Here is a 24,920-nt window from a genome sequence, read left to right as displayed (position 1 = left end):
CACGGTGTCCTTCCGCGCTCCGGCCCCGATCCCCCGGCAGCGCTCGCCGGTATCGTAGGAACTCCCCCTGGTGGAGGTTCCAGTGTTCTCGTCGTACGACGGTCTCTGCACCATCGGCGAGCTGGCCGAGCACACGGGCGTGAGCGTCAAGACCGTCCGCTTCTATTCGGACCGGGGGCTGCTTCCGGAGACGTCCCGCAGCACCGGCGGGCACCGCAGGTACGCCCCGCAGGCAGTCGAGCGGCTGGGCATGATCCGCTCCCTGCGCGGCCTCGATCTGTCGGTTCCCGAGGTGCGCCGCATCCTCGACGAGCAGGACGAGCGGGACGACGGGGCCCGGGAGGGTGGCGCGTTGGAGGATGCCGTGGCCGGCCGGCTGCGCTCCCTGGGCACCGAGCTCGCCGCGCTGCGCTGGCGGGAGGCCGCGCTCAGGCTGGTGCAGGAGAGCCCACCGGCCGAACGCCCGGGCCGGCTGCGGCTGGTCGGTGCGGTCGCCGTCCCACCGAGCACCGCCTCGCTGGCCCGGTTCTGGCGTTCGTGGCTGCCGCCCCGCATGCCCGCCCGGTCCGTCACCGCGTTCCTGGAGACGGCGGTGCCGCACCTGCCCGACGCCCCCCGGCCGGCCCAGGTCCTCGCCTTCGCCCGGCTGCACGCCTACGTGACCCGTCCGTGCGACGGCGGCGGGGGCGGTGGCTCCTGCCAGCCCCGGGCGCACGGCGTCGCGGGGGCCCGTGCGTCGGCCGTGCTGTACGCGGGTCTCGCCACGGCGTACGACCTGGCGGGCGGGGAGCTGCTCCGTGGTGCGGAGCCCTGTCCCGGCGAGGCGCTGGACGGATTCGTGGACGCGTACGCGAACACATACGGCGCCCCCGACACGTCCGCCTTCCGCCGTGTGCTGGCCGGGCGGCTCGCGGCCGATCCGCGTATCGACCGGTACTGGGACCTGACGGCCGAGGTGGTCGGTGTCCCCGGCGGCCGCCCCGAGCCGACTCCGGGCTCCGCGCACGACTGGCTCCTGGCTGCCCTGGAGGCGCAGTTGGAGGCGATGGACGGCCGTGCCGGTGCGCGGAGCGTGGCCGTGGGTGAAGGGCAGGCGTCCACCGCCCCCGCACCCGACGTACCCGACGGGACAGGGGCCGTGTCACCCCGGTGAGCGGGGCTGTTCGCGCTCCGCGACCGCCCCGAGCAGGAAATCTCCCAGAGCCAGGGCCGCCGGGAGCGGTGTGTCGGGCAGTGCCACGTGCACGGTCCGGCGCAGGGCGGGGTCGGTGAGGGGGCGCAGGACGAGTTCGCCGGGAACCGCCGGCGCCGCGAGCGAGGGGACCAGGGCCACGCCGAGCCCGGCGACCGCGTAGCCGAACTTGCCTGCCCATCCGGCGATCCGCATGACCCTTCGCGGGGTGAAACCCGCTCGGGCGCAGGCGTCGGCGAGCATCGTGGGACGGTCGCCGTACGCGCTCTGGATCCAGGTCTCGTCGCGGAGTTCGTGCAGGTCGACGGCGTCGGCTCCGGCCAGGGGATGTCGGCGCGGGAGGGCGACGAGGAGCGCGTCCTCGCACAGCACGGTGGTCGTGATCCCGTCGGCCGAGGGCAGGCCGTAGGGGTAGTCGCTCACGACGGCGAGGTCCAGCGTTCCGTCGGCGAGTTGCCGCACCAGCGTGCCGGTCGGGCTTTCGGTGGCCACCACCTCGATCCCCGGCCGGGCGTCCTTGAGGGCGCGCAGCGCGGCGGGCAGAAGTGCGATGTTGGCGGTGGCGAACGCGCCCGTGTGCAGCGGCCCGCCGTCTCCGGCGTGCAGCACGTTCAGGTCACGCTCGGCCCGGGCCAGCCGGTCGAGCACGTCCACGGCGTGCCGGTGCAGCACCCGCCCCGCCGGGGTGAGCCGTACGCCTCGCGGGAGGCGTACGAGCAGCGGTCCGCCCGCCCGGTGCTCCAGCGCGGCGATCCGCCGGGACACCGCGGACTGCGTGTAGGCGAGCCGGGCCGCCGCCCGTGTGAACGATCCGGTCTCGGCCACGGCGACGAGCAACCGGAGCGATTCGTTCTCCCACATGTCTTCCCCCTGCCGCCGCACGCGTCGCCCGGACACCGGCATCCTCCCCGATCGCATTCCGATCGCGCATGGATTCCATGCGATTCGGTCGCTGGTGTCATGTCTCGGGCAGCCATAGCGTCGGACAGGCGGCGGCGCCGAAGGACGGTCGCGCGGCCGTCCGGGGCCCGCGGCTCGCTCGGTCGAGGACGCGCGGGTCCCGGTGGTTTCGATCCCGAGAAGGCGGTTTCCTTGTGCGACAGACCCGGAGCGGACCGGAGTTGGGGCAGCGCATCGGCACGTACCACGCCGTGCGGCTCGCGGGTGCGCTCGCCCAGTTCGCGGTACGGACCATCACCCTGCTGGTGGTCGTCATGATCGTCGCGCTGGTATGGATCAGGCCGAACTCCGCGCTGCTCAAGGGCACCGTGGCCGCCGCGGTGGTGCTGGTCCTGTTCGGCCTGCGGCTGGTCTGGCGCCTCGTCACAGCGCGGTACGGCGGCAACCAGTGCCGGCTGCACCAAGGGGGCATCGCCGTCACCGGCCCGTTCGGCGGGGTGCGGGACGCGGTGGCGTGGCAGGAGGTGACCGGTCTGCGCAGGATGAGCAGCGCCTCCCTCTTCATGGCCATCCACCGCGTCGAGGTCGAACGGCGAGGCGGACCGCCACTCATCTTCACGGCACTGGGTCTCGAACCCGCCCTGATCGGGGCCCTGTTGACGCTTGCCGCACGCAACGGCCTGGAATAGGCGACCGGCCCGGCCCGCGGGATCGCCCCCGGAACGTTTTCGCCCGGTAGCAGTCCGGTCCGCTCGATCACCGCCGCCGGCCCTCGCCGCCGATGTCACCTGCGACCACAGCCCCGGCGCACTGGGCAGGATCAGCATCTGGCCGCCCCCGGCAGGCACCCATACGATCGATCTCAAGGGGTCGGCAGGGAAATGAGTCGCCCCGGCGCGCAGGTGACCGTACCGTCGCGCGCATGAAACTGCTCTCCGTCAACGTTGGTAAGCCCCGTCCCAACCTGTGGAAGGGTCTCGGTGCGACAGGCATCGACAAGCGGCCTGTCGACGGACCGGTCGCCGTGAGCGCACCCGGCCCCAAGGGCACCGGCGAGGTGGGACTCGCAGGCGACCGCGTCTACGACGTGAAGCACCACGGCGGTTTTGACCAGGCCGTCTACACCTATGCCCGCGAGGACCTCGACGGATGGGAGGCCGAGTTGGGCAGGCCGCTCGCAGCCGGCGTCTTCGGGGAGAACCTCACGACCCTCGGCCTCGACGTCAACGGTGCCCTGATCGGTGAGCGTTGGCGCGTCGGTCCCGATGTGATCCTGGAGGTGTCGTGCGCACGGATCCCCTGCGCGACGTTCCAGGGGTGGCTGGAGCGAGAGGGCTGGATCAAGCGGTTTACCGAGGCCGCGGTGCCGGGCGCCTATCTTCGCGTGATCGAGCCGGGGGATATCCGGGCTTCCGACCCCGTCGAGATCGTGTACCGGCCCGACCACGACGTGACCGTCGCGCTGGTCTTCCGCGCGATGACACGCGAGCCGCACCTACTGCCGCGACTGCTGGTCACTGACGCGCTGCCCGAGGAGAGCAGGGAACTGGTACGCAGGCGCACGACCGCGTAGCTGATCGATCTTCTCAGGAGATCGGCCGCACGCAAGAGAGGCCGAGCGGGCCGGATCCCAGCTGCTCAAGCCTCTACGGCAGGTCATCGAGTCATCGTCCGGACACGAACCCACGGGGCGCGCGCCCACGCCGGCATCCACGAAACCGGGCGCGCCGGGCACCGCCCACGCCCGACACATCCCCCTATGCTTCGCCTTCTGCCAGTTCGCCCCCTTCAGGAGGCCCCGTGCCGGCCCGCGACATGTACTGCCACACGTGCGATTCCGATGAGCAGCACCGCTCCCTCACAGCCGACGAGAAGACCTGGCTGCGCAGCCGGACGGGCCGCCGGAGCGTCGACGAGTTCTTCGTGTGCAAGGCGCCGAGCTGCCGCAATGTGCGCAGCGGTTTCAACAAGCACCCCTTCGACCCCGTGATCCGCGTCCCTCCGACGGACTGACACGGCGCCGCCACCAGGCTCGGCCGAGGTTTCCCGGAGTGCGCATGAGGGACCCACGCGGGCCCGACGACGAGCACCCTTGTCAGTATCCAGAATCCTGTTTACTGTTTGATCTGTGAACGACCTCGACGACCGCCTCCTCACGCGCAACGGCCTCGCCGCCCGGCAGCTGGCCGTCCTGCTCCTGCACCACGAGCCGGACACGCGCCTGCCCCGCGTGCGCGACTTCGCCGAGGAGCTGGGCTGCGGGAACGGAACCGTCCAGGCGGCCCTCCAGCTACTGGAGGAGGCCGGAGCGATCTCCACGACCGCACGCGGCCACCTGGGGACTTTCCTGGTCCGTTCGGACCGCACCGTCCTGTGGCGGCTGTCCGGCCTCGGCACTCTGCTCGCGGCCATGCCACTCCCCTACTCACGCAGGTACGAGGGGCTGGCGACAGGGCTGCGCAGCGCTTTCGAGGAGGCGGGCGCACCGTTCGCGATCACGTTCATGCGGGGCGCCGGAGCCAGGACCGCCGCCCTGCTGGAGGGCAAGGTCGATCTGGTGGTGCTGTCGCGCTTCGCCGCCGACCAGTTGATCGCCGAACACCCGGTGGAGCTGGTGGCCGACCTCGGGCCCGCCACCTACGTCGGCGCGCACGGCATGCTCGTACGGCACGGGGCCGACCTGGCCGCACCGGGGCTCCGCGTGGCGATCGACCACGCCTCGGAGGATCTGCGCATGCTCGTGGAGCGGGTGTTCGCCGACCGGGAGGACATCGAGTGGCGGGAGGCCTCCTACATGCAACTGCACGACCTGTTCGCACGGAACGAGGTGGACGCGACCGTCTGGAACCTCGACGAGGCGCAGGACCGGCTCGGGCTCGGCGTCGACGTGGTGCCGCTCGGCGACGAGGTCACCCGGGAGCTGGCGTTGCGCAACTCCACCGCCGCCGTGATCGGCCGGACCGAGGGAGCGAAGGCGCTCGCCGCCGTCCGCGAGTCGCTCGACCTGTCGACGGTGACACGGCTGCAGAGTGAGGTGCTGCGCGGGGAGCGCGTTCCCTCGTACTGATCCGTCGGCCCGGCCGCCGCGACGCGGATCTTCCGGAGCACCGCACACGTTGAAAATACAGAATCCTGGTTATTGTTGATTGAGGAGGATCGTCATGGACGACCAGCTCGCGCTGCGGATCCAGCTGTTCCGCGAAGGCGGTCAGGTCAAACCCGAGGTGGTCGACTTCGTCGCCGCCGAACTCACCGCCCTGGAGGCCGAGGGACACCTCGTCACCGAGGCGACCGCGTCCATGCTGACCAGCCATCTCATGATGGCGATCGGACGTCTGCTGAACGGCGAGCCGATCGAGCAGTTCCTCACCGACGGCCAGGTCGCCGCCGAACTGGCGGAGCATCCGGAGGCGGTCGCCCGCGCCCGCGCGGTCGCCGCGCGGGCCGAGCGGGAGCTGGGGGCCGCGCTCCCCGGATCGGAGATCAACTTCCTCGGCATGCACCTGGCCGTACTGGGCCGGCAGCCCCCGCCCGCCCCGACGTCCTGACCGGTCACAGCTCTCCTCTCCCGTACGCCCCTCTCGCTGCCTCACCCCGCAGGAACGCGTAGAAAGCAGAACAGCCATGACGAAGATCCTCACCGGTGGAGTCGGCAAGGTCGAGGTCACCCAGGCCATCGGCAGACTCGGCATCGACTCCCTCGACGTCGTCCCCTCCAGCGACATGGACGCCGCGATGAAACTGCGGGTGGGCCAGGCCGACTACTACCTGGGCACCTGCCACACCGGCGCCGGCGCGTCGCTGGGTGTGCTCGTGGGACTCCTGGGCAGCGCCTCCTGCCACACCTTCGGCCGGAGCGTCCCCACCGAGGACGCGATCGCCACCCTGCTCGCCGACGGCAAGAAGGCCTTCGGCTTCTCGATGGACCAGATCGACGTCGTCGCCCCTCTGATGGCCCGCGCCATCGCGGCCCGCGGCTGATCGCAGCCACCTTCTCACCATCCCGGGCACCAAGGAGTGACTCGTGAGCACCACCTTCGCCGCCGGCGCCGAACTCGACTTCACGCTTGCCCAGCAACTGACCGTGATAGCGCTCTGCGCGCTCACGGCGTTCATCGCGCACATGGCGCTGGCCGTCTTCAACGACGGCGTGCGCCCCTTCCTGCTGGACTTCGTCCAGGGGCGCACCACCCGCAGCGCGACAACGGCCGTCTCCTTCGGGCTCTCCGCCGGGTTCATCTTCGGGCTCGGCGCGCCGATGGCGCTGTCCACCGGAGTGCTGAACCCATGGCTGCTCTTCCTGCCCACGGACATCCTCGGGATGCTGTCCCCGAAGAAGTGGCTCGCCCCGATCCTCGGCGGCGCGTGGGGCGCGGTGGTCGTCTTCGGACTGAACGGCGCCAACAACATCGCCCATGACCTCCCGGTCGACTTCCTGACCGCGATGCAGCAGATGTCGACGCCGATCCTGTTCCTGTTCGCGCTCTTCCCCGTGCTCGCCATCACCAAGCAGTTCGGCCGCAAGTGGGGCGGCATCGCGGGCGTCCTCGAACTGGCCCTGGTCGTCACGACGATGAAGCTGTGGTCCAACATGTTCGCCGGAGCGCTGGCCATGGCGGTCGGCGTCCTGATGCTCATCGGACTCGCCGTCACCAAGGACGTGAGGCAGCGTCGCGCCGACCGGACGGCGGGCGTCGTGGAGGAGGTGTCGGGGGACGACCCCATGGCGTCCCTCTTCAGCGCCGGCGCGACCCGGCTGCGGAAGTACCTGCCCCTGTTCATGCTGCTGGGCGCGGGCGTGTGCGTCCTCGCCCAGATGCACATATTCGGCGGCGGCGAGGCGACCAGCTTCCTGATCGCGAAGGGACAGTACACCGAGGCGGCACAGGTCGACTTCTACCGGGTCTTCGGCTTCATCCCGCTGATCGCGACCACCGCCCTGGCGTCCGGCGCGTACGGCATCGCGGGCTTTACCCTGGTGTACCCGATCGGGTATCTCATGCCGAACCCCTTCCTGGCCGCCGTCGTCGGTGCGCTCGTGTTCGCCGTCGAGGTGCTGGCCCTCTCCTGGATCGGCAAGGTGCTCGGCAAGCTGCCGAGCGTCCGGGACTCCTCGGAGCACCTGCGCAGCGCCATCGGGGACACCCTCCAGCTCGCGATCCTGTTCGGTTCGCTGCTGGCCGCCAACGTCATGGGGGGCGGGCTCGGCATCCTCGTCGTCGGCGGGCTCTACCTGCTGAACGAGTCGATGGGCCGGCCCGTCGTGAGGATGGCCGCGGCCCCGGCAGCCGTGATCATCGGCGGCGTTCTCCTCAACATCCTGTACTGGCTCGATCTGTTCACCCCGGTCAAGGGCTGAGACCCGAAGGGATCCGGCCGTGCCGTGCACGGAGAAGGGAACCTCACCATGAACCACCCCGCACCGCACACCCTGCGCACCGTCACCGGAGAGCTCCAGGCCGCTTCGGTACGCGGCCCCGCCCTCGCCCACGAGCACCTCGTCCTCGATCTGGACCGCGTGGGCGACGGCGCGGCCGTCCTCGGACCGGGACGCCACGCGGCGGCCGCGGCCGCCGAACTCGCCGCACTGCGCGAGGAGTACGGCCTCGCCCTCGTCGTCGAGCTGACCTGTCGCGGCATGGGGCGCGACGTGCGGACCCTGGCCCGAATCGCCCGGGAGACCGGTGTCGCCGTCGTCGCCGCGACCGGCTGGTACTACGAGCCGTTCCACACGCCGGAGATCGACACCCTGGACGTGGCGGCGCTCGCCGCGGTCCTCGTCCGGGAGATCGAGGACGGCATCGACGGGAGCGGCGTCCGGCCGGGCGTCCTCGGGGAGATCGGCAGCCACGGCGGCGTCCCGACCCCCGCCGAGGCCAAGGTGCTGCGGGCCGGCGCACGCGCCGCGCTGGCCACCGGGCTCTCCGTCGCCACCCACGCCCAGCTCGGCCGGGGCGGCCTCGCCCAGTTGGAGCTGCTCACCGGCGAGGGCCTGCCCGCCCACCGCGTGAGCATCGGGCACCAGGACCTCCTGGACGACCCCGGTGTCCACCGGGAAGTGGCGGCGAGCGGGGCGTACGTCGCGTTCGACACCGTGGGCAAGACCGCGTACCGGAGTGACGAGACCCGGCTGCGGCTGCTGCTCGCGCTGCTGGAGGCGGGCCACGCCGACCGGGCCCTGCTCAGCTGCGACATCTCCCGCCACGCCTATCTGCGCGACGAGGGCGGTCAGGGGTACGGGCACCTCTTCGCGGGCTTCCTGCCCCGGCTGCGGGCGGCCGGGGCCGACGACGACCTGATCGACCTGCTGACCCGCCGCAATCCGGTGCGCTTCCTGACCGGCGCGACCGTGGAGGAGAACTGACATGAGCCCCGCACCCCCACCCACACTCCCCGCGACCTTCCCGCTGCCGACGGTGGCCCTGGAGGACGCCGCGGCCCGGCAGTTCCGGCTGCTGGAGGCCACCGCCGCGCACTTCGAGGGCGAGCAGTTGTTCTCCGCCGACGCGGGAGTCGTCCCCGGCCTCGGCCGGCCCCGCACCACCGCCCGCGTCGAGGCGGTCCTCGCCGACTTCTTCGGCGCCGAGGACGCCGCCCTCGTACAGGGCGCGGGCACCGGGGCGATCCGGGCCGCGCTCAACGCCGTCGTCCGGGCGGACGACGATCTGCTCATCCACCGGGCCCCGGTCTACCGCACCACCGAGGTCACTTTCAGAGCCATCGGCGTACGCACCACGGAGGCTGACTTCAACGACCGGGCGGCGCTCGACGCCGCCCTGGCGTCCGGACGGTTCCGGTGGGCGTACGTCCAGCACACCCGGCAGCGGCTGGCCGACTCCTACGATCCGGCCGAGGTCATCGCCGCCTGCCGGGCGGCCGGAGTCCGCACGATCGTGGACGACAACTACGCGGTCATGCGCACCCCCGCCGCCGGGGTCGAACTGGGCGCCGACGCCTCCTGCTTCTCACTCTTCAAGCTCCACGGGCCCGAGGGCGTCGGCCTGGTCGTGGGCGCCCGCGACCTGGTCGAGGGCGTCCGGCGGGCCAACTACTCCGGCGGCGGGCAGGTCCAGGGCCACCAGGCGCTGGACGCCCTGCGCGCCCTCACCCACGTACCGGTCCTGTGGGCCGTGCAGTCCCGGGTGGGGGCCGAGGTCGCCGAACGGCTCGCTGCCGGTGAGGTGGCCGGGGTGGCGGAGGTACGCGTCGCCAATGCCCAGGACCGCTGCCTGCTGATCCGTCTGGACCGGCCGGTCGCCGCCGAACTGCCGTCCGTCGCGGCGCGGTTCGGCGCCGCTGCCTACCCCGTCGGCTCCAACTCGCGCTACGAGATCGCGCCGCTCTTCTACCGGATGTCCAGCTCAACCCTGGAGGACACCCCGGAGCTGGCCGACTGGACCGTGCGTGTCAACCCGATGCGGGCCGGCGCGGACCTCGTCATCGACATCCTGCGCCGCTCGCTCGCCGCGATGGCCGACCCGAAGGACCACTGACCGTGTTTCTCGACACCGTGCTCACCCGCAACCCCGAGCTCGTCGACGCCGCGGCCACCCTGCACCGGCGGGGCGAGATCCCGCCCGACACCTATGTGATGGACCTCGACGCCGTCGAGGCCAACGCCGCCCTGCTGGCGGCCGAGGCCGAACGCCTCGGCATCGGCCTGTGGTTCGTCGTCAAACAGCTCGGCCGCAACCCCGAGCTGATCCGGGCCGTCGCCCGGCACATCCCCCGCTCCGCCGCCATCGACCCGGCCGAGGCCCGGACCCTGCACGCGGCCGGGGCGAGGCCGGGCAACCTCGGCCACCTCGTCCAGATCCCCCGGCGGGCACTGCCCGGCATGCTGGCGTGGCGGCCGGAGAACGTCACGGTCTTCGACCTGGCCAACGCCCGTGCCGTCTCGGACGCGGCCCGGGAACTGGGCTTTGTCCAGGACGTCCTGATCCGGCTGGAGGGCGCCGAAGGACTCGTCCACCCGGGGCAGGAGGGCGGTGTTCCGGTGGAGCGGCTGGACGCCTTCGCCGAGGCGGCCGAGGCGCTTGCGGGTATCCGGATCGCGGGCGTCACCGCCTTTCCGTGCGTGCTGTGCGACCCCGCGACGGGGCTGCCCGCCGCGACGGCCACCTTCGACCTGGCGCTCAAGGCCCGTGACCTGCTGATCGCACGCGGCCACCAGGACCTGAGGCTGAGCGCGCCCGGTGCCACCTCGGTGGCGTCCCTCCCGCTGCTCGCCGGACGCGGGGCCACGCACGGGGAGCCGGGCCACGCCCTCACCGGCACCACTCCGCTGCACGCCCTGGACCCGGGCCAGCCGGAGAAGCCGGCGTACGTGTACGTCAGCGAGGTCGCCCACACCCTCGACGACGGCCGCCCCGCCCTGTTCGGCGGCGGGTTCTACGCGCGCTCCCACATCCGCGGCGCCCTCCTGCCACGCACCGGCGCACGTCTGGGCGTGCGGGACACCCCCGCCGAGAACATCGACTACTACCGGCTGCTCGACCCGCCCCCGCCCGGCTCGGACGTCCGGCTGGGCGACACCGCGCTGCTCGCCTTCCGGACCCAGATCTTCGTCACCCGCTCGACCGTCGCCGTCGTCTCCGGACTCACCTCCGGCAGGCCCCGGCTGAACGGGCTCTACGACGCCCACGGCCGAGCCCTGTAAGGAGCGATCCCATGGCCAGGACCGTCATCGTCGTCATCGACGGATTCGGCGTCGGCGCCATGCCCGACGCGGGCACCCTGCGCCCCGGCGACCTCACCGCCGACACCTGCGGGCATGTCCTCGACCACGCCCACGCCGCGTTCGGGCGGCCGCTGCGGCTCCCGGTCCTCGGGGCGCTGGGCCTCGGCCTGGTCCACCCGCACCGGGACCTGGCGCGGAGCACCCGGCTGCCCGTGGCGGCGGGCCGGGCCGCCCTCGGCTACCCGGGAGCGGACACCTTCGCGGGCCACCAGACCATGATGGGCGCGGACTTCAGCCGGGTGACCGTGGCCCGGCTCGCCGACCACCTCGACGAGGTGACCGATGCGCTCACGGCGGCCGGTCACCGGGCGGAGCGGCTCGACGGGAAGCCGCTGCTGCTGGTCGACGGGGCGGTGCTGGTCCACGACAACCTGGAGGCTGACCCCGGGATCAACTGGAACGCCTCGGGGTGCCTGGAGGATCTGCCGTTCGACGGTCCGGGCGGGATTCTCGCCGTCGCCCGTACGGTGCGGACGGTCGCCCCGGTCGCCCGGGTCATCGCGGTGGGCGGGCACGCGGACGGCCCGCTCGGCTCCTACGTACGGCGCGGGGGCGCCGGCACCGTCGGCCTGGACACCCCGGCCACCGGTTTCTACCGCAACGGCGGCCTGGAGGTTCGGCATCTGGGCGCCCCGCTCGACCACACCCGTCAGCTCCCCGGTCTCGCGGCGCGGGCCGGCATCCCGGTGACGCTGGTGGGGAAGGCCGCCGACATCCTGGTGTGCGAACAGGCGGACCACCGGCCGGCCGTGGGAACCGCCGACGTCCTGGCGCACACCCTGGACGCGGTACGCGCCGGGGGCGACGCCTTGGTGGTCGCGAATGTCCAGGAGACGGATCTGGCGGGGCACCAGCAGGACACCGGGCGCTACGGGCAGGTGCTGGAGCAGGTGGACTCGGGGCTCGCCGGGCTCCTGGCGCTGCTCACCGACTCCGGCGACCGGCTGATCGTCACCGGCGACCACGGCAACGACCCCTCGATCGGACACGCACACCACACCCGGGAGTTCGTGCCGGTCCTGATCCACCGCCCCGACGGGGCCGGGGCGGAGCTGCTGCCGGACGCGCGGAGTCTCGCCGACGTGGGCGCGACGGCCGCCCGGTCGCTGGCGCTGTCCCCTCGGGACCTGGCGGCCGGAACGCCGATCGGCACGGACGGGCCGCCGCACTCCGGAGGTGGTCGCCGGGCGCGAAAAATCCCCGGACCGTAATTGCGGTCCGGGGATTATCACGGGTATATTGGATTCTTCTGCGCTCACGCAGAAAGACCCCCAATCGGGGGCCTTATGAGTACGAATATATCTGTCGGGGAGCCGTTTTGTCAAACCGGGAAAGCGACGAATTGCGGGAAGAGCAGGAATTCATCGACCGGCTCCATGCCCGGGTCGACGCCCTGCGCGGAGTGGCCGCCGATGGCGTCGAGCACGCGCTGACACCGGTCGGGACGGGCCAGCAGGCGAGGCTGGAGCGCGACATCCTCGTCGCGGAGCGCTCAGGTCTGCTCGCCGCGCTCAACGCGGTGGACGGCTCGCTGTGTTTCGGCCGCATCGACCGCTCCGACGGGCTCGCGCACCATATCGGCCGTATCGGGATCCGTGAGAACGACACCGAGCTCACCCCTGTCCTGATCGACTGGCGTGCGCCGGTGGCGCGTCCTTTCTATCTCGCCACCGGGCACACGCCGATGGGTCTGCGCCGCCGTCGGCACATCACCACCGAGGGCCGCACGGTCACCGAGCTCCATGACGAGATCCTGGATCTCGGGGACCGCGACCGCACCGGCTTCGAGGATCCGAACGGCGACGCCGTGCTGCTCGCGGCGCTCAATTCCGCGCGCACGGGACGCATGGGCGACATCGTGCGGACCATCCAGGCCGAGCAGGACGGCATCATCCGGGCCCCGCACCGGGGCGTCCTCGTCGTCGAGGGCGGACCCGGCACCGGAAAGACGGCCGTCGCGCTGCACCGGGCCGCCTTCCTGCTGTACGAGCACCGCGAGCTGCTGGCGAAGCGGGCCGTGCTCATCGTGGGGCCCAACCCGGCGTTCCTGCGCTACATCGCGGAGGTGCTCCCCGCGCTCGGCGAGACCGGGGTGCTGCTCGCCACCCAGGCCGAACTGTTCCCCGGGGTGCACGCCACCGGTACGGACTCCCCGCGCTCGGCGGCCGTCAAGGGCGGAAAGCCGATGGCCGAGGCGCTCGCCCTGGCCGTACGCGACCGGCAGCGGCTGCCCGAGCCCGGGGCGGCGATGGTCGTCCCGCACGAGGACGGCGGGGATCTGGTCCTGGACCGGGAGATCGCGTACGAGGCCCGGCAGGCGGCCAGGGACACCCGCCTGCCGCACAATCTCGCCCGCCCCCACTTCGTCTTCCGGGTCATCGACGCCCTCACCGCACAGTTGGTGGAGCGTATCGGCGCGGATCCCTACGGCGGGCCCAACTTCCTCGGCCCCGACGACGTGGCCCAGCTCGGCCGGGACGTAGCGCTGAGCAAGGAGGTGCACACGGCCGTGGACGAGCTGTGGCCGCCGCTCTCCCCCGAGGCCTTCCTCGCCGACTATCTGGCCGACCCGGTGTACCTGCCGGACGAGGACGCCGACGCGATCCGCCGCCCGTCGCTCACCGGGGCGTGGACGCCCGCCGACGTACCGCTGCTCGACGAGGCGGCCGAGTTGCTCGGCGTCGACGACAGCGCGGAGAAGGCGGCTGCCGAGGCCGCCCGTCAGGAGCGGGTCGGCTACGCGCAGGGCGTGCTGGAGCTGTCGCGCGGCTCGGAGAGCTTCGAGTTCGAGGACGAGGAGTCCGAGGTCCTCGCCGCCCACGACATCATCGACGCCGAGCGGATGGCGGAGCGGCACGAGGAAGCCGACCACCGCACCGCCGCCGAGCGGGCCGCCGCCGACCGCACCTGGGCGTTCGGGCACATCATCGTCGACGAGGCGCAGGAGCTCTCGCCGATGGCGTGGCGGCTGCTGATGCGCCGGGCTCCGGCCCGCTCGCTGACCCTGGTCGGCGACCCGGCCCAGACCTCCGAGGAGGCGGGCGTCGGGTCCTGGGAGAAGATTCTCCGGCCGTACGTCGGCGACCGCTTCGAGCACGTCACGCTGGAGGTCAACTACCGTACGCCCGCGGAGATCATGGAGCTGGCCGCCGGGGTCCTGAGGGAGAAGGATCCCTCGTTCACCGCCCCCGTCTCGGTGCGGTCGACCGGCGAGAGGCCGTGGACACGGGATGCCGGAGAGGATCTGGCGGGCGAGGTGGCCCGGGCGGTCGCCGAGCTGACACCCCGGGAGGGGCGCCTCGCGGTGATCGCGCCGCGTGCGCTGCACGAGGAGATCGCCGCCCCGCTGTACGGCGTCGCCGCAGGTGAGGCCCCCGACCTGACGCGCCCGGTGGTGTTGCTGGATCCGCGCCAGGCCAAGGGGCTCGAGTTCGACCATGTGCTGGTCGTCGAGCCGGCCCGGTTCGGCACGAGCGATCTGTACGTGGCGCTCACCCGCGCCACCCAGCGTCTGGGCATCGTCCATCGGGAGGATCTGCCCCCGGCGTTGCGGTGACGGGTCCTGGCGGCCCGCCCTCGTGGTCGTCGGCGTCGGTGGGCGTGGCCGGAACACGGTGGGCGAAGCCATAAGGTGACGCCATGTCTTCGCCATTGAGTTCGACAAAGACCGCGGCCGCTCTCCGCACGTCGGCACGGGTTTCCGCAGAGGTGCTGCTGATCCTCGTGGCGGCGGCGGTCGCGCTGTGGGTGCTGGGCCGGATGTGGCCGGTCGTATGGCCGCTGATAGTCGGCCTGTTCCTCACCACGCTGACCTGGCCGCTCGCCCGTTTCCTGCGCCGTCTCGGGTGGTGGCCTTCGGTCGCCGCGTCGGTGGTGACGGTGTTCTCCCTGCTCGTGGGGGCGGGCATCGTGGCGCTGATCGCGGTGCCGGTGGCGGGTGAGTCCGGCGAACTGGCCGACGGAGTGGTCGCGGGCATCGACAAGCTCCGCGAGTGGGCGGCCGGTCCGCCGCTGAACATCGGCGACGACCAGATCACCGGTGCGCTCGACACCGCGACCACTCAACTGCAGGACAGTGTCGGCAGTGTGGTCACCACCGCGGTCACCGGGGTGAGCACCGTGGTCAACGGGCTGGTCACAGCGGTTCTGGCGATCTTCCTGATGTTCTTCTTCCTCAAGGACGGCCCGCGCTTCCTGCCGTGGCTCACCCGTCAGCTTCCCGGCCGGCTCGCCACCGATGTTCCCGAGGTGGCCTCCCGCAGTTGGGACACTTTGGGCGCGTTCGTACGGTCCCAGGCGTTCGTCGGTCTGCTGGACGCGGTCTTCATCGGGCTCGGCCTGTGGATCCTGGGGGTACCGCTGGTCCTGCCGCTGGCGGTGCTGACCTTCGTCTGCGCGTTCGTGCCGATCGTGGGGGCGCTGTTCGCCGGATTCGTGGCCGTGGTCATCGCGTTGGTCTCCAACGGGCCGATGGACGCCCTGCTCGTGCTGGCGATCATCGTCGTGGTGCAGCAGTTGGAGGGCAACGTGTTCCAGCCCATGATCCAGAGCCGGGGGCTGGGTCTGCACGCGGCCGCGATCCTGCTCGCCGTGACGCTGGGCGGCAGCCTGGCGGGAGTGGTGGGGAGCCTGCTCGCCGTGCCGGTGGCAGCGGTGCTCGGGGTGGTCTGGAACTACGTCCGTGAGCAGCTCGTGGAGGAGCCGCGTGAGCCGGAGGCGGGAGACCCGGCCGACGCGGCCGGCGGTTCGCCGGCCCCGGCGTAGGACCTTCCCCTCGCCGCGCGGAACAGGCCGGGGTGCCGTGCCGCGTACGCGAGCGCGCCGAAGCCTCCCTGGGACTCCCCTGCCGCGACCCGTCGCTCTCCCGCTCCGTACGAACGTTCCAGCAGCGGGCGCACCTCCGCGAGGTGGAAGGTCTCCACGCGCGGCGCACCGCCGTGGCCGTGGTCCCGCCAGCCGTCCGGGGTGAGCAGCCGGACCGTGGCGGGCTCGTCCAGCGACGGTGACCGCACGGTCAGTTCGAGCAGCCGGTCGCCGATCCATCGCTCCTCGGTCACCCGGATGTCCCCGGTTCCGTCTCCCGGCGGGGCCGCTGCCGCCGCTCCGGGGGCGAGCAGCAGCAGGGCCGCAGCCCATGCGATCATCCTGCGCGGAACTCTCCTCACCGCAACCTCCCGACAGCGTCGGCCGGACTTCGCCCGACGCCTCGAACGGTACGGCGCGGGGCGGCGGTCCGGCATCCTCCGGCGGGAGTCGGCCTGTACTCCGCCGGGAGGGGGTGCTCGCCGAGGCCGGCCCCGCCCTCGCCTCACTTCACGCAGGTCTCGTTCACGTCGGGGAGGCGGCCCGTCGCCAGGTAGCGGTTGACCTTGGCGTCCACGCAGGCGTTCTGGTACTCCCCGTACAGGGCGTGACGGTTGGCGTTCTTGAGGGTGAGGAGCTTGGAGCCGGCAAGCCGGGCGTGAAGGGTGGTGCTGCTCCGGTAGGTGGTGCGGGGGTCGCCCGTGGCGGCGACCAGGAGGACCGGGGCGTCGTGGCTGACGCGGGTGGGGGCCTCGCGTGGGGTGTTCCAGAAGGCGCAGGGGCCTATGTTCTCGGTGAGGGGGCCGAACAGGGGGTGCGCGGTCCGGCTGCGCTGGATGTCGCGCCAGTAGCGCTCGGGGTCGCGCGGGGCCGGTACGTCGCCGCAGATGATCGCCATCTGGGCGCTGCCGGAGGCCGAGCCCGCGCCGGTCAGGAGGGACCGCAGCGTCTCCGCGAACTCCGGTGACAGCGGAGCCTCTTGGCCCTCGGCCGCTTGGGACAGTGTCGCCACCTGCTGGGCCAGGGAAGCCCGGGACCCGTCGCCGTCGTCGGCCACGCCCGTGAAGAGCAGCGTCGGTATGTGGGTGTCGTCGACCTGGTAGAGGTCCGGGGCGGTGCCGAGGGCCAGGGGGCGGCGTGCCGCCTTTGCCATGACGTGGTCGATGGTGGCGAGTACCGCCGCGTGGGAGCGGCCCAGGCCGTACGTCGTGTGGCGGGCGGCCGCCCAGGTGGCCCAGGCGGAGAGTGCCTGTTCGTTCTCCCTCACCGTGTTCCTCAGCAGGCGCGGGCCGTAGTCGTCCGGACCCACCGCTCCGTCCAGGACCATCCGGTCGTAGCGGCCGGGAAACATCTGGGTGTAGACCGTGCCCAGGTACGTGCCGTACGAGTAGCCCAGGTAGGAGATCTTCCGCTCGCCCAGTGCGCCCCGGATCACGTTCATGTCCCTGGCCGTGTTGCGGGTGGAGATGTGCGGGAGCACCGAGGCGTTCGTGGCACGGCACTTGGCGGCCAGGCTCTTGCTCAGGGCCACCTGGCGATCGAATCCGGTCCGGCCCGCTCCGGCCGAGAACCAGGTGAAGCTGACCGGCCAGCCGCAGTCCAGCGGGGTGCTCCGGCCGACGAAGCGCGGGTCGAAGCCGACGATGTCGTAGCGGGGGCCGACCTCCTTCATCGCCTTGCGGACGGTCGGTGGGGAGTCCACGGCCGGGCCGCCGGGGCCGCCGTTGTTCAGGAGGATCGCGCCGATGCGGCGGCGGGTGTCGGTGGCCTTCAGTCGGGAGAGCGCGACCGTGATCGTCCGGCCTCGCGGGGCCGCGTAGTCGAGCGGGACCGTGACGTCCGCGCAGTGCACGCCCGCCTTGTCCAGCTCCCTGCCCGTCTCGTCCTGCGGGGACCGCACGCACGTGCCCCAGGCCGGTCGTTGGTGGTAGTACCGGTCGAGCCCTTCGGCCGCCGCCGTCGTCACGGCTGCGCCGGGGGCGGGAGCGGGAGGAGCCGTGGCCAGGGCTGGGGAGGCGGTGAGGCCCAGGACCAGGGCGAGGCCCGCGGCGGCGGTCCTGGCGGTGTTCGGGGCAGCCGTGGTGGTGCGGGCAGCGGTCGGGGTGGGCAGGGTCGTCTTCTCTGCGTCTTCTGCGTAACTCACACCAACAGACGCTAGAAGAAGGAGCGTTCGGACACACGGTGGCTGGCACCCCCCTGCGACGGGGGCCACCTCCCCCCATCAGGATCAGGACCGTTGAGCCATTCCTCAGAGTTCCGGCCGCCGACATGGCGGGCGGGGCGAGCAGGGCGGCGTGCACGTCGGTGTGCCGGCCCAGCCCGAACGTGAGCGCCCCGGCCCCGCCGACGCGTCTGCGCCGGGAGGAGCTGGCACAGCTGGCCGGGGTGTCCGTGGCGTACTACACGCGCCTGGAGCAGGGCAACGGGCGCAAGGTGTCGGCCGAGGTGCTCGACGCGATCGCGCGTGCGCTGCGGCTCACGGACGCCGAGAGCGCGCGTCTGACCCACCTGGCCAAGCCCGCGCGGCACAAGAAGAAGCGCGCCGCCCGGTCAGGGTGCGGCGCGTGCGGAAGGGCCTGCTGTACCTGCTCGACAGCATGGACGGCATCCCCGCGTACGTGACCGGGGCGCGGTCCGATGTCCTCGCCTGGAATCCGGTGGCGGCGTCGGTGTTCGGTGACTGGGGTGCGCTGCCGCCGGGTGAGCGCAACTGGGCGCGACGGGTGTTCCTCTCCCCCGCCTCCCGGGACCTGTTCGTGAACTGGGACTCCAAGGCCTCGGACGTGGTCAGCTATCTGGGGCTGTACGCGGGCTGCCACCCGGACGATCCGGAGCTGTCGGCGCTGGTGGGCGAACTATCGGTCAAGAGCGACGAGTTCCGGCGGCTGTGGGCCACGCACAACGTCAAGGAGAAGGGCCACGGCAGCAAGCTGTTGCGGCATCCGCTCGTCGGGGAGCTGACCCTGTCGTACGAGACGCTGAACCTCCCGGACGACGAGGAGCTGGTGACCTACCACGCGGAGCCGGGCTCGGAGTCGGCCCAGGCCCTGCGCCTGCTGGCGAGCTGGGGAGCGGAAGCGGGCCGGGCCGGGCCGACGTCATCGGCGACGCGAGGCGGGGCCCGGCCGGCGAGCGATGAGGACGAGCTCCCGGCCCGGCCGGTCCGGCGCGCCACGCACTTCACGTACGACGAATCCCTGTGCCGTCAGGTCCGCCTCGGCCTCCTGACGTGGACGGAAGCGCAGGGTGGAGTCGGAAGTGAGGAGCCGCCCGTCGCCCCGGAAGACGTAGGTCCATCGGAACGACACGAGCGGCCCGACGACCTCGGTCACCTCGACCCAGGTCTCGACTGGGCCGACGCCGGGGATCTCGGTGACGCGGTGGGAACTCTCCCGGTTCCACTCCTCCCATGCCCGCCGGGCCGGGAGGCGGGTCTCGAAGACCAGATGCCCGCCGGGCCTCAGCGCCTCGTAGGCGCCGCGCAGTGTCGCCCGCCAGTCGCCCGGGTCGATGATCTCCTGCGCGACGTTGGCCGTCATGGTGACCAGGTCGACCCGTAACGGGGGAAGACCCGCGGCGTCACCGAGGATCCAGCGGACCCGATCGCCGCCCGGCTTGCCGCGCGCCACGTCGAGCGAGGCCCGAGCGGGGTCGACCCCGACCACGTCGATCCCCCGATCCGCCAGCAGCAGAGCGAACACGCCCGTACCGCAGCCGATGTCCAGCACCCGCCTCGCGCCGAAGTCCTCGGCGAGGCGGACGTACGGTTCCAGGTCGCCCCGGTCGGGTTCGAGTGGGTCGTAGAGAGCGGCCAGCCGAGGATGCACGAAAATCTCGTGAGCCATGCGGCAGAGGGTACTGGGTGCTGTCGCCGGAGCAGCGCGCGGAGCTGGATCCGCGCATTTCGGAGATCGGCATATGCCGAACCCACTCACCGGTTCCCTTTTCGGGTAACGGAAGAATACGGGAGAGCCTTCCGGGTTCTTTCCGGTCACGCCTCTTCTGCGGGCCATAAAAGCGGACCGGGAAAGGGAATACGCGCGTCGACGCACTTATCTGCGGTCCTCGAGGAGCCAGGCGCTCTCCTTACCCGCTCAGCGACCGTATTCCGGCGCGAACACTCGTGCGTGCTCGGTCGACCAGATACGGAACGGCCTCGCCGGACGGCCCGTCATTTCTTGGATCGTGGGCACCACGGCCGCCTTCGCTCCCGCCCGCTGCCGCTCCGCGCTCTGGAGGAAGGCCTCCGCGACGGGCGACGGATACTTCGCCAGCAGGGCCGTGCGCGCGGCGTCCACGCCCAGTTCCTCGAAGCGCAACGTCCGCCCCAGCACCCGGGAGAGCTGCGCCGTCTGCTCCCGCGCGGTGATCGCCTCCGGGCCCGACACGGCGTACGCCCTGCCCTCGTGCCCCGTACCGGTGAGAACGGCTACGGCCACTGCGGCGACGTCGCGCGGGTCGACGCACGCGACGGGAGCGTCACCGTACAGGGCGCGCACCACTCCCTCCGACCGGATGCCGGGGGCCCAGGAAAGCGTGTTGGACATGAACGTCCTGGGGCGCACGAACGTCCACGGGACCCCCGAGTCCCTGACCGCCTGTTCGTTCTCCCGCTGACGCCGGGTGATGAAGTCAACGGCGCCCGGCTCCTCCACCGCCATCATGGACAGCTTGACCAGGTGACCTACGCCCGCCGCGGCAGCCGCCACAGCGACCCGTTCGTCGTCCGGCTCCGTGGGGCTGTTCGTCACCAGGAACACCGAAGTGACGCCCCGCAGGGCCCGGTCGAGAGCGGCGCGGTCCCCGTACTCCCCCTCGACGACCTCGACTCCAGCTCCCCGTACCGTGAGCCGCTCGGGCCGGCGCGCGAGAATCCGCACAGGGCCGACCGCCGCCAGCTGTCCGGCGACCTCACCGCCCACCGCTCCGGTCGCACCCGTCACCAGAATCACTCGAGGAACCTCTCAGCCGTCGACCCGGGGGCCGGACAGGACCGCGGAGAACACTGTTTCGCCGTCCTGATGGCCTGTCACCTGGACCGTCACCGTATCCTCGTCCGCCCCCGGCAGGACCACCGCCCCGATCCAGCACGGGCTGCCGAACTCGGAGTACCGGTGGAACCGGGTGCGCGCCTCCGCCGGAACGATTCCGGCGGACCCTGCCACCAGGCATGCCGCCTGGCGGGCCGCCTCCAGCAGCAACATGCCCGGGACATGGTCATTGGGGCGCTGGAAGAGGGTGGGATGCCGGGTGTCCACGCGCAGTTCCCAGACTCCGTCCTGCCCGGTCTCCGAGAGCACCACGTCCTCGACGCGGGCACGGCCCGCCAGGAGGGCCGGGACCGGCGCGGTCTCCGGTATGGATATCCCCTCGGCCGGGACGTCGCCGCGCATCCGCCGGTACGCCTTGGGCGTGCTGAAACGGGTCGCCGCCACCCCCGTCGCGGCGAGTCGGCCGTCCCGGTGCACCGCCCAGCCGACGCGCCCCTGTGCCGGGAGCCCGCCCCGCCACCTCAGGTCGGAGCAGAACACCTCCAGGTCGATCTCGGTGGGCTCGCCCCCCACGGCAAGGTGCTCGGGATGACAGACGTAGTCCAGCTCCGCCAGGAGGAAGTGGTAGCCGAGCGGAATCCCGTACCCGGCGTGGAAGGCGAGCATGGCCGCCTGCCGCATCGCCTCCGCGACCAGCAGCGGGTCGTGCCGGTCGCCGCCCACCGGAGCGAAGAACGGGTGGTCGTGCGGAAGGACCGCCGCCACTGAGAAGCGGTCGCGCTCCAGGCGTACCCAGTTCCGCGGAAAGGCGTCCTCCGGCCTGGTCCGGTGCACCATGTCGATCCCCACGGGATGCGCCACCTCGGCCTCCGAATCCCTAGTCGGCACCGGATCGATCAAGACTGCTGCTTCGGGCATAACTCCCCCCAGGGGTCATGTAATGGCGAGCCGTTTCTGCGATGCGCATACTGGTAGGACCAGATACAGACGCATCAGTCTTTCTCTATCCCGGGCGGGATCCCCCCACACCGCCCCGGCCACCCCCGGGCCCAGCACGAGAATCCGGATGACAGCGGCGTAGGCATCCGGAATATGCGGCTGCCGGGGTGCGAGAATCACTGGAATTCCCAAAAGCGCCGACTTCACAGGAGGCGGTATCCGCTCTCATTCCCCGTGCACCCCTAGGCACCCGGCTCGGGATATCGAGCTCGAACGGATGCACCCCGTCCAGGGCGAGAACGACGGCCCTCTGCGCGCTTCCCATGACACGATCCCGTCGAAAGATGGCGATCATGGCATGGTACGCCGGGCGAGCACCCTCGGCCCTGAACGCGTGGAGCGCCCGGAGAGGCGCTGGAGGAGGTCCGGCCCTCGACCCGTAAAGGGCTGGACTACAGGAGAGCTCACCCTCGCGGCGTTCAGGCGTTCAGGCGTTCAGGCGTTCAGGCGTTCAGGCGTTCAGGCGTTCAGGCGTTCAGCACCAGCTTCGTGCCGAGGCCGATCATCATCGCGGCGACCAGGCCGTCCAGCACCCGCCACGCGGAGGGCCGCGCGAGGACTCCGCTCAGCAGCCGGGCGCCGAACCCGAGCGCGGCGAACCAGCACACGCTGGCGAGGATCGCGCCGAGGCCGAAGGGCCAGCGCAGCGCCCCCCGGTCGGCGGCGACGGACCCGAGCAGGAACACGGTGTCGAGGTACACATGCGGGTTGAGCCAGGTCATCGCCAGGCAGGTCAGCACCACACCCCGGCGCGAGGCGGCCGGGGCGTCCCCGGTGTGCAGGGCCGACGGACGCAGGACCCGGCGCGCGGCGAGCAGACCGTAGGCGAGCAGAAACACGCCGCCGAGCAGCCCCACCACCGTCAGCGCCGACGGCCAGGCCACGACGAGAGCGCCGACGCCGGCCACTCCCAGCGCGATGAGCACCGCGTCGGACAGGGCGCAGATCCCGACCACCGCGAGCACGCCGTCGCGGCGGACGCCCTGGCGCAGCACCAGGGCGTTCTGGGCTCCGATGGCGACGATGAGCGAGAGGCCGGTGCCGAAACCGGCGGCCGCGGTGGTCAGGGCGTTCGTCATGCGCCGACGCTACGGAGCACAGGAACTCGGCGTCCAGCTAAAGATTCTTACGTAACATTAGCGTCTATGATGTCCGAGCTTCCCCTGGACCACGTGCGGACCCTGCTGGCCGTGGTCGACGAAGGCACGTTCGACTCGGCGGCGAACGCCCTGCGGCTGACGCCGTCGGCGGTCAGCCAGCGGGTGAAGGCGCTGGAGCAGCGCACGGGCCGGGTGCTGCTGATGCGCACGAAGCCGGTGCGGCCCACCGAGTCCGGTGAGGTGGTGGTGCGCTTCGCCCGCCAGCTGGCCAGGCTGGAGCACGACGCGCAGGTGGCGCTCGGGATGTCCGGGCCGGGCGAGCCGACGCTCCTGCCGATCGCGGTGAACTCCGATTCCCTGGCGACCTGGTTCCTGCCCGCCCTGCGGCGCGTGCCGGAGGAGCTGGGGCTCTGCTACGAGCTGCGCCGGGAGGACCAGGACCATACGGCCGCCCTGTTGCGGGAGGGGTTGGCGATGGCCGCGGTGACCTCGTCGCCGGAGGCGGTGACGGGCTGCTCGGTGCGTCGGCTGGGCCGGATGCGGTATCTGCCGGTGGCCAGTCCCGATTTCGCCGACCGGTGGCTGGGTCGCCGGGAGGGTGCCGCGTTGCGCGGGCTGATCGGTGACGCCCCGGTGATCGGCTTCGACCGGCGCGACGACCTTCAGGACGCTTTCGTGCGCCGGCTCGGCCCCGGAGCCCGGCCGAGCGCCCGGCGTCACCTGGTACCCACGTCGGAGGGGTTCGCGAACGCCGTGGCGTCGGGCATGGGCTGGGGCCTGCTGCCCGAGGTCCAGGCGGAGCCGTTGCTGAGCGGCGGTCGGCTGGTGCTGCTCACCCCGGACCACAGCGTGGACGTTCCGCTGTACTGGCAGCAGTGGAAGCTGGAATCACCTGCCCTGGCGGCTGTCGCCGAGGCGGTGGCGGCGGAGGCCGCCGAGGCGCTCGACAGCGACTGACCGGCGCACCCACCCGCCACCGGAAACCCGCTCGCCCCACCTGTGGGTGCTTGCCACCCCCTCCCGCTCAAGGTTAGGTTTACCTAACTCAAGCGAGAGGGGCGAACCATGACGGACCGTCATGACCAGGACTCACGCACCAGCCAGGCCCCGGAAGCGGATGGGCAGGTGCGAGCGGCGGTGTCCCGGCTCGTACTCGGCCAGATGGCCACCCAAGTACTGGGCACAGCGGTGCGGTTGGGCGTCTTCGACCGGATCGGGCCGGGTGAGCTGCGTGCCGAAGCGCTCGCCGGTTCACTCGGCACCCACCCGCAGGCGACGCTGCGTCTGCTGCGTGCCCTGGCCGGACTCCACCTGCTGTCCGAGCCGGAACCGGGCGCCTTCCGGACCACCGCGGCGGGCGACGCCCTGCGCACCGACACACCCGGCACGATGGTCGCCATGGCCCGGATGTTCACCGACCCGGTCATGCTGCGGGGCTGGGACCTGCTCGACGAGAGCGTCCGTACAGGAGAGACCACGTTCGACACGGTGTTCGGGACCGACTTCTTCGGTCATCTCAGAGAACACCCCGAGCTGTCCGCCGCGTTCAACGAGGCGATGAGCCAGGGCACACGGCTGACCGCCACGGCCGTCCCGCACCACTACGACTTCGGTCGCTTCCGTACGCTCGTGGACATCGGTGGCGGTGACGGCACGCTGCTGGCTTCGGTCCTTCGCGAGCACCCGAAACTACGGGGCGTCCTGTTCGACACGGCCGAGGGACTCGCGCAGGCTCCGCGACGGCTGGCCCAGGAAGATCTGACCGGACGCGTCACGCTGGAGACCGGCGACTTCTTCGCCTCGGCCCCGGCCGGCGGCGACCTCTATCTGCTCAAGAGCATCATCCACGACTGGGACGACGAGAGGTGCGTGGCCATCCTGCGGCACATCCGGGACGTCATCCCCGACCACGGCTCCCTGCTGATCGTCGAACCGGTGCTGCCCGCCACCGTGCCACCGGACCGGCCGGACAACGTCTACCTCAGCGACCTCAACATGCTGGTCAACGTCGGCGGCCGGGAGCGGACCGCGGACGACTTCGCGGCCCTGTGCACGGCGGGCGGCTTCGACCTCCGGAGCGTGACACCGCTGCCCGCGCCCAACGTCTTCCAGCTCGTCGAGGCCTCACCGGCCTGACGGGGCGACTCCCTGCGGGTACGCGGGACACCATAGGATGGCTGGCCTCTCCCCCCGGA

Annotated in this window: 23 protein-coding genes and 1 pseudogene; 17 read left to right on the top strand and 7 right to left on the bottom strand. The window is 71.8% G+C overall.

The genetic code is table 11. From position 1 onward, the window contains the following. The first annotated feature begins 82 nt into the window (after window positions 1-82). Complete coding sequence (locus ACZ60Q_RS22835) at window positions 83-1,153, top strand: helix-turn-helix domain-containing protein (protein ID WP_469637614.1); 1,071 nt, start codon at window positions 83-85, stop codon at window positions 1,151-1,153. On the opposite strand, the gene ACZ60Q_RS22830 is transcribed toward ACZ60Q_RS22835, so the two are convergent. Continuing rightward, window positions 1,142-2,053 (bottom strand): LysR family transcriptional regulator, encoded by a 912-nt coding sequence (locus ACZ60Q_RS22830; RefSeq protein WP_469637508.1) that lies wholly within the window; start codon window positions 2,051-2,053, stop codon window positions 1,142-1,144. The two genes, ACZ60Q_RS22835 and ACZ60Q_RS22830, sit on opposite strands and share 12 nt — an antisense overlap. A 233-nt stretch (window positions 2,054-2,286) precedes the next feature. On the opposite strand from ACZ60Q_RS22830, the gene ACZ60Q_RS22825 reads away from it, so the two are divergent. From ACZ60Q_RS22825 to ACZ60Q_RS22765, 13 genes are all read left to right on the top strand, one after another. Next, a complete protein-coding gene (locus ACZ60Q_RS22825) occupies window positions 2,287-2,781 on the top strand; it encodes a hypothetical protein (protein WP_469637505.1) in 495 nt (164 codons plus the stop codon). A gap of 233 nt (window positions 2,782-3,014) precedes the next feature. Further along, complete coding sequence (locus ACZ60Q_RS22820) at window positions 3,015-3,665, top strand: MOSC domain-containing protein (RefSeq protein WP_469637503.1); 651 nt, start codon at window positions 3,015-3,017, stop codon at window positions 3,663-3,665. Window positions 3,666-3,892: 227 nt separating this feature from the next. Then, window positions 3,893-4,105 (top strand): hypothetical protein, encoded by a 213-nt coding sequence (locus tag ACZ60Q_RS22815; protein ID WP_469637501.1) that lies wholly within the window; start codon window positions 3,893-3,895, stop codon window positions 4,103-4,105. Between the two features lie 115 nt (window positions 4,106-4,220). Beyond that, window positions 4,221-5,159 carry a GntR family transcriptional regulator YhfZ gene (yhfZ, locus tag ACZ60Q_RS22810; RefSeq protein WP_469637498.1) on the top strand — a complete coding sequence of 313 codons (939 nt, stop codon included), beginning with the start codon at window positions 4,221-4,223 and terminating at the stop codon, window positions 5,157-5,159. A 94-nt stretch (window positions 5,160-5,253) separates the two neighbouring features. Next, window positions 5,254-5,640, top strand: coding sequence for a PRD domain-containing protein (locus tag ACZ60Q_RS22805; protein ID WP_469637495.1), 387 nt, complete (start codon window positions 5,254-5,256; stop codon window positions 5,638-5,640). Between the two features lie 76 nt (window positions 5,641-5,716). After that, on the top strand, window positions 5,717-6,073 hold the full coding sequence (locus ACZ60Q_RS22800; protein ID WP_469637492.1) for a DUF2620 domain-containing protein: 357 nt from the start codon (window positions 5,717-5,719) through the stop codon (window positions 6,071-6,073). Window positions 6,074-6,116: 43 nt separating this feature from the next. After that, window positions 6,117-7,451: a YhfT family protein gene (locus ACZ60Q_RS22795; RefSeq protein WP_469637489.1), complete on the top strand. Its 1,335-nt coding sequence runs from the start codon at window positions 6,117-6,119 to the stop codon at window positions 7,449-7,451. A gap of 48 nt (window positions 7,452-7,499) precedes the next feature. Next, on the top strand, window positions 7,500-8,456 hold the full coding sequence (locus tag ACZ60Q_RS22790; protein WP_469637486.1) for a phosphotriesterase family protein: 957 nt from the start codon (window positions 7,500-7,502) through the stop codon (window positions 8,454-8,456). A gap of 1 nt (window position 8,457) precedes the next feature. Further along, window positions 8,458-9,585 (top strand): aminotransferase class V-fold PLP-dependent enzyme, encoded by a 1,128-nt coding sequence (locus ACZ60Q_RS22785; RefSeq protein WP_469637483.1) that lies wholly within the window; start codon window positions 8,458-8,460, stop codon window positions 9,583-9,585. A gap of 2 nt (window positions 9,586-9,587) precedes the next feature. Next, window positions 9,588-10,751, top strand: coding sequence for an alanine racemase (locus ACZ60Q_RS22780; RefSeq protein ID WP_469637480.1), 1,164 nt, complete (start codon window positions 9,588-9,590; stop codon window positions 10,749-10,751). Between the two features lie 11 nt (window positions 10,752-10,762). Beyond that, window positions 10,763-12,043 carry a phosphopentomutase gene (locus tag ACZ60Q_RS22775; RefSeq protein ID WP_469637477.1) on the top strand — a complete coding sequence of 427 codons (1,281 nt, stop codon included), beginning with the start codon at window positions 10,763-10,765 and terminating at the stop codon, window positions 12,041-12,043. 131 nt (window positions 12,044-12,174) lie between these two features. Further along, entirely contained in the window at window positions 12,175-14,388 is a 2,214-nt protein-coding gene (locus ACZ60Q_RS22770) for a HelD family protein (protein WP_469637611.1), read from the top strand. A gap of 83 nt (window positions 14,389-14,471) precedes the next feature. Then, window positions 14,472-15,596, top strand: a complete 1,125-nt coding sequence (locus ACZ60Q_RS22765) for an AI-2E family transporter (protein ID WP_469637475.1) — start codon at window positions 14,472-14,474, stop codon at window positions 15,594-15,596. On the opposite strand, the gene ACZ60Q_RS22760 is transcribed toward ACZ60Q_RS22765, so the two are convergent. Both ACZ60Q_RS22760 and ACZ60Q_RS22755 read right to left on the bottom strand, forming a co-directional pair. Further along, window positions 15,506-15,976: an alpha/beta hydrolase-fold protein gene (locus ACZ60Q_RS22760; RefSeq protein ID WP_469637472.1), complete on the bottom strand. Its 471-nt coding sequence runs from the start codon at window positions 15,974-15,976 to the stop codon at window positions 15,506-15,508. The two genes, ACZ60Q_RS22765 and ACZ60Q_RS22760, sit on opposite strands and share 91 nt — an antisense overlap. Before the next feature lie 164 nt (window positions 15,977-16,140). Beyond that, window positions 16,141-17,778, bottom strand: a complete 1,638-nt coding sequence (locus tag ACZ60Q_RS22755; RefSeq protein ID WP_469637469.1) for an alpha/beta hydrolase — start codon at window positions 17,776-17,778, stop codon at window positions 16,141-16,143. A gap of 209 nt (window positions 17,779-17,987) precedes the next feature. On the opposite strand from ACZ60Q_RS22755, the pseudogene ACZ60Q_RS22750 reads away from it, so the two are divergent. Continuing rightward, a pseudogene (locus ACZ60Q_RS22750) lies at window positions 17,988-18,742 on the top strand (helix-turn-helix domain-containing protein); the annotation flags it as partial. Here the strand turns inward: ACZ60Q_RS22750 and ACZ60Q_RS22745 are convergent. The 4 genes from ACZ60Q_RS22745 to ACZ60Q_RS22730 form a co-directional block, all read right to left on the bottom strand. Then, window positions 18,734-19,480 (bottom strand): class I SAM-dependent methyltransferase, encoded by a 747-nt coding sequence (locus ACZ60Q_RS22745; RefSeq protein ID WP_469637608.1) that lies wholly within the window; start codon window positions 19,478-19,480, stop codon window positions 18,734-18,736. The pseudogene ACZ60Q_RS22750 and the gene ACZ60Q_RS22745 overlap by 9 nt on opposite strands. A 249-nt stretch (window positions 19,481-19,729) precedes the next feature. Further along, a complete protein-coding gene (locus tag ACZ60Q_RS22740; protein WP_469637467.1) occupies window positions 19,730-20,587 on the bottom strand; it encodes an NmrA family NAD(P)-binding protein in 858 nt (285 codons plus the stop codon). Window positions 20,588-20,599: 12 nt separating this feature from the next. Continuing rightward, the gene (afsA, locus tag ACZ60Q_RS22735) at window positions 20,600-21,544 is read right to left on the bottom strand and encodes a 2-oxo-3-(phosphooxy)propyl 3-oxoalkanoate synthase (protein WP_469637464.1); all 945 of its coding nucleotides are present in this window, start codon (window positions 21,542-21,544) and stop codon (window positions 20,600-20,602) included. A gap of 548 nt (window positions 21,545-22,092) precedes the next feature. After that, entirely contained in the window at window positions 22,093-22,704 is a 612-nt protein-coding gene (locus ACZ60Q_RS22730; protein ID WP_469637461.1) for a LysE/ArgO family amino acid transporter, read from the bottom strand. Between the two features lie 66 nt (window positions 22,705-22,770). On the opposite strand from ACZ60Q_RS22730, the gene ACZ60Q_RS22725 reads away from it, so the two are divergent. Both ACZ60Q_RS22725 and ACZ60Q_RS22720 read left to right on the top strand, forming a co-directional pair. Beyond that, window positions 22,771-23,682 (top strand): LysR family transcriptional regulator ArgP, encoded by a 912-nt coding sequence (locus tag ACZ60Q_RS22725; protein WP_469637458.1) that lies wholly within the window; start codon window positions 22,771-22,773, stop codon window positions 23,680-23,682. 108 nt (window positions 23,683-23,790) lie between these two features. Further along, window positions 23,791-24,861 (top strand): methyltransferase, encoded by a 1,071-nt coding sequence (locus tag ACZ60Q_RS22720; protein ID WP_469637456.1) that lies wholly within the window; start codon window positions 23,791-23,793, stop codon window positions 24,859-24,861. The last annotated feature ends 59 nt before the right edge of the window (window positions 24,862-24,920 follow it).

The sequence above is a fragment of the Streptomyces sp. NPDC104313 genome, assembly GCF_055583985.1.
This window is presented reverse-complemented; position numbering and strand designations above follow the sequence as displayed.

What these genes read in the sequence shown, in the direction of transcription:
- ACZ60Q_RS22830 (WP_469637508.1), bottom strand. Translation starts at nt 2,053, where the DNA reads ATGTGGGAGAACGAATCGCTCCGGTTGCTCGTCGCCGTGGCCGAGACC.
- ACZ60Q_RS22820 (WP_469637503.1), top strand. Translation starts at nt 3,015, where the DNA reads ATGAAACTGCTCTCCGTCAACGTTGGTAAGCCCCGTCCCAACCTGTGG.
- ACZ60Q_RS22805 (WP_469637495.1), top strand. Translation starts at nt 5,254, where the DNA reads ATGGACGACCAGCTCGCGCTGCGGATCCAGCTGTTCCGCGAAGGCGGT.
- ACZ60Q_RS22800 (WP_469637492.1), top strand. Translation starts at nt 5,717, where the DNA reads ATGACGAAGATCCTCACCGGTGGAGTCGGCAAGGTCGAGGTCACCCAG.
- ACZ60Q_RS22790 (WP_469637486.1), top strand. Translation starts at nt 7,500, where the DNA reads ATGAACCACCCCGCACCGCACACCCTGCGCACCGTCACCGGAGAGCTC.
- ACZ60Q_RS22785 (WP_469637483.1), top strand. Translation starts at nt 8,458, where the DNA reads ATGAGCCCCGCACCCCCACCCACACTCCCCGCGACCTTCCCGCTGCCG.
- ACZ60Q_RS22775 (WP_469637477.1), top strand. Translation starts at nt 10,763, where the DNA reads ATGGCCAGGACCGTCATCGTCGTCATCGACGGATTCGGCGTCGGCGCC.
- ACZ60Q_RS22765 (WP_469637475.1), top strand. Translation starts at nt 14,472, where the DNA reads ATGTCTTCGCCATTGAGTTCGACAAAGACCGCGGCCGCTCTCCGCACG.
- ACZ60Q_RS22760 (WP_469637472.1), bottom strand. Translation starts at nt 15,976, where the DNA reads ATGATCGCATGGGCTGCGGCCCTGCTGCTGCTCGCCCCCGGAGCGGCG.
- ACZ60Q_RS22745 (WP_469637608.1), bottom strand. Translation starts at nt 19,480, where the DNA reads ATGGCTCACGAGATTTTCGTGCATCCTCGGCTGGCCGCTCTCTACGAC.
- afsA (WP_469637464.1), bottom strand. Translation starts at nt 21,544, where the DNA reads ATGCCCGAAGCAGCAGTCTTGATCGATCCGGTGCCGACTAGGGATTCG.
- ACZ60Q_RS22730 (WP_469637461.1), bottom strand. Translation starts at nt 22,704, where the DNA reads ATGACGAACGCCCTGACCACCGCGGCCGCCGGTTTCGGCACCGGCCTC.
- ACZ60Q_RS22725 (WP_469637458.1), top strand. Translation starts at nt 22,771, where the DNA reads ATGATGTCCGAGCTTCCCCTGGACCACGTGCGGACCCTGCTGGCCGTG.
- ACZ60Q_RS22720 (WP_469637456.1), top strand. Translation starts at nt 23,791, where the DNA reads ATGACGGACCGTCATGACCAGGACTCACGCACCAGCCAGGCCCCGGAA.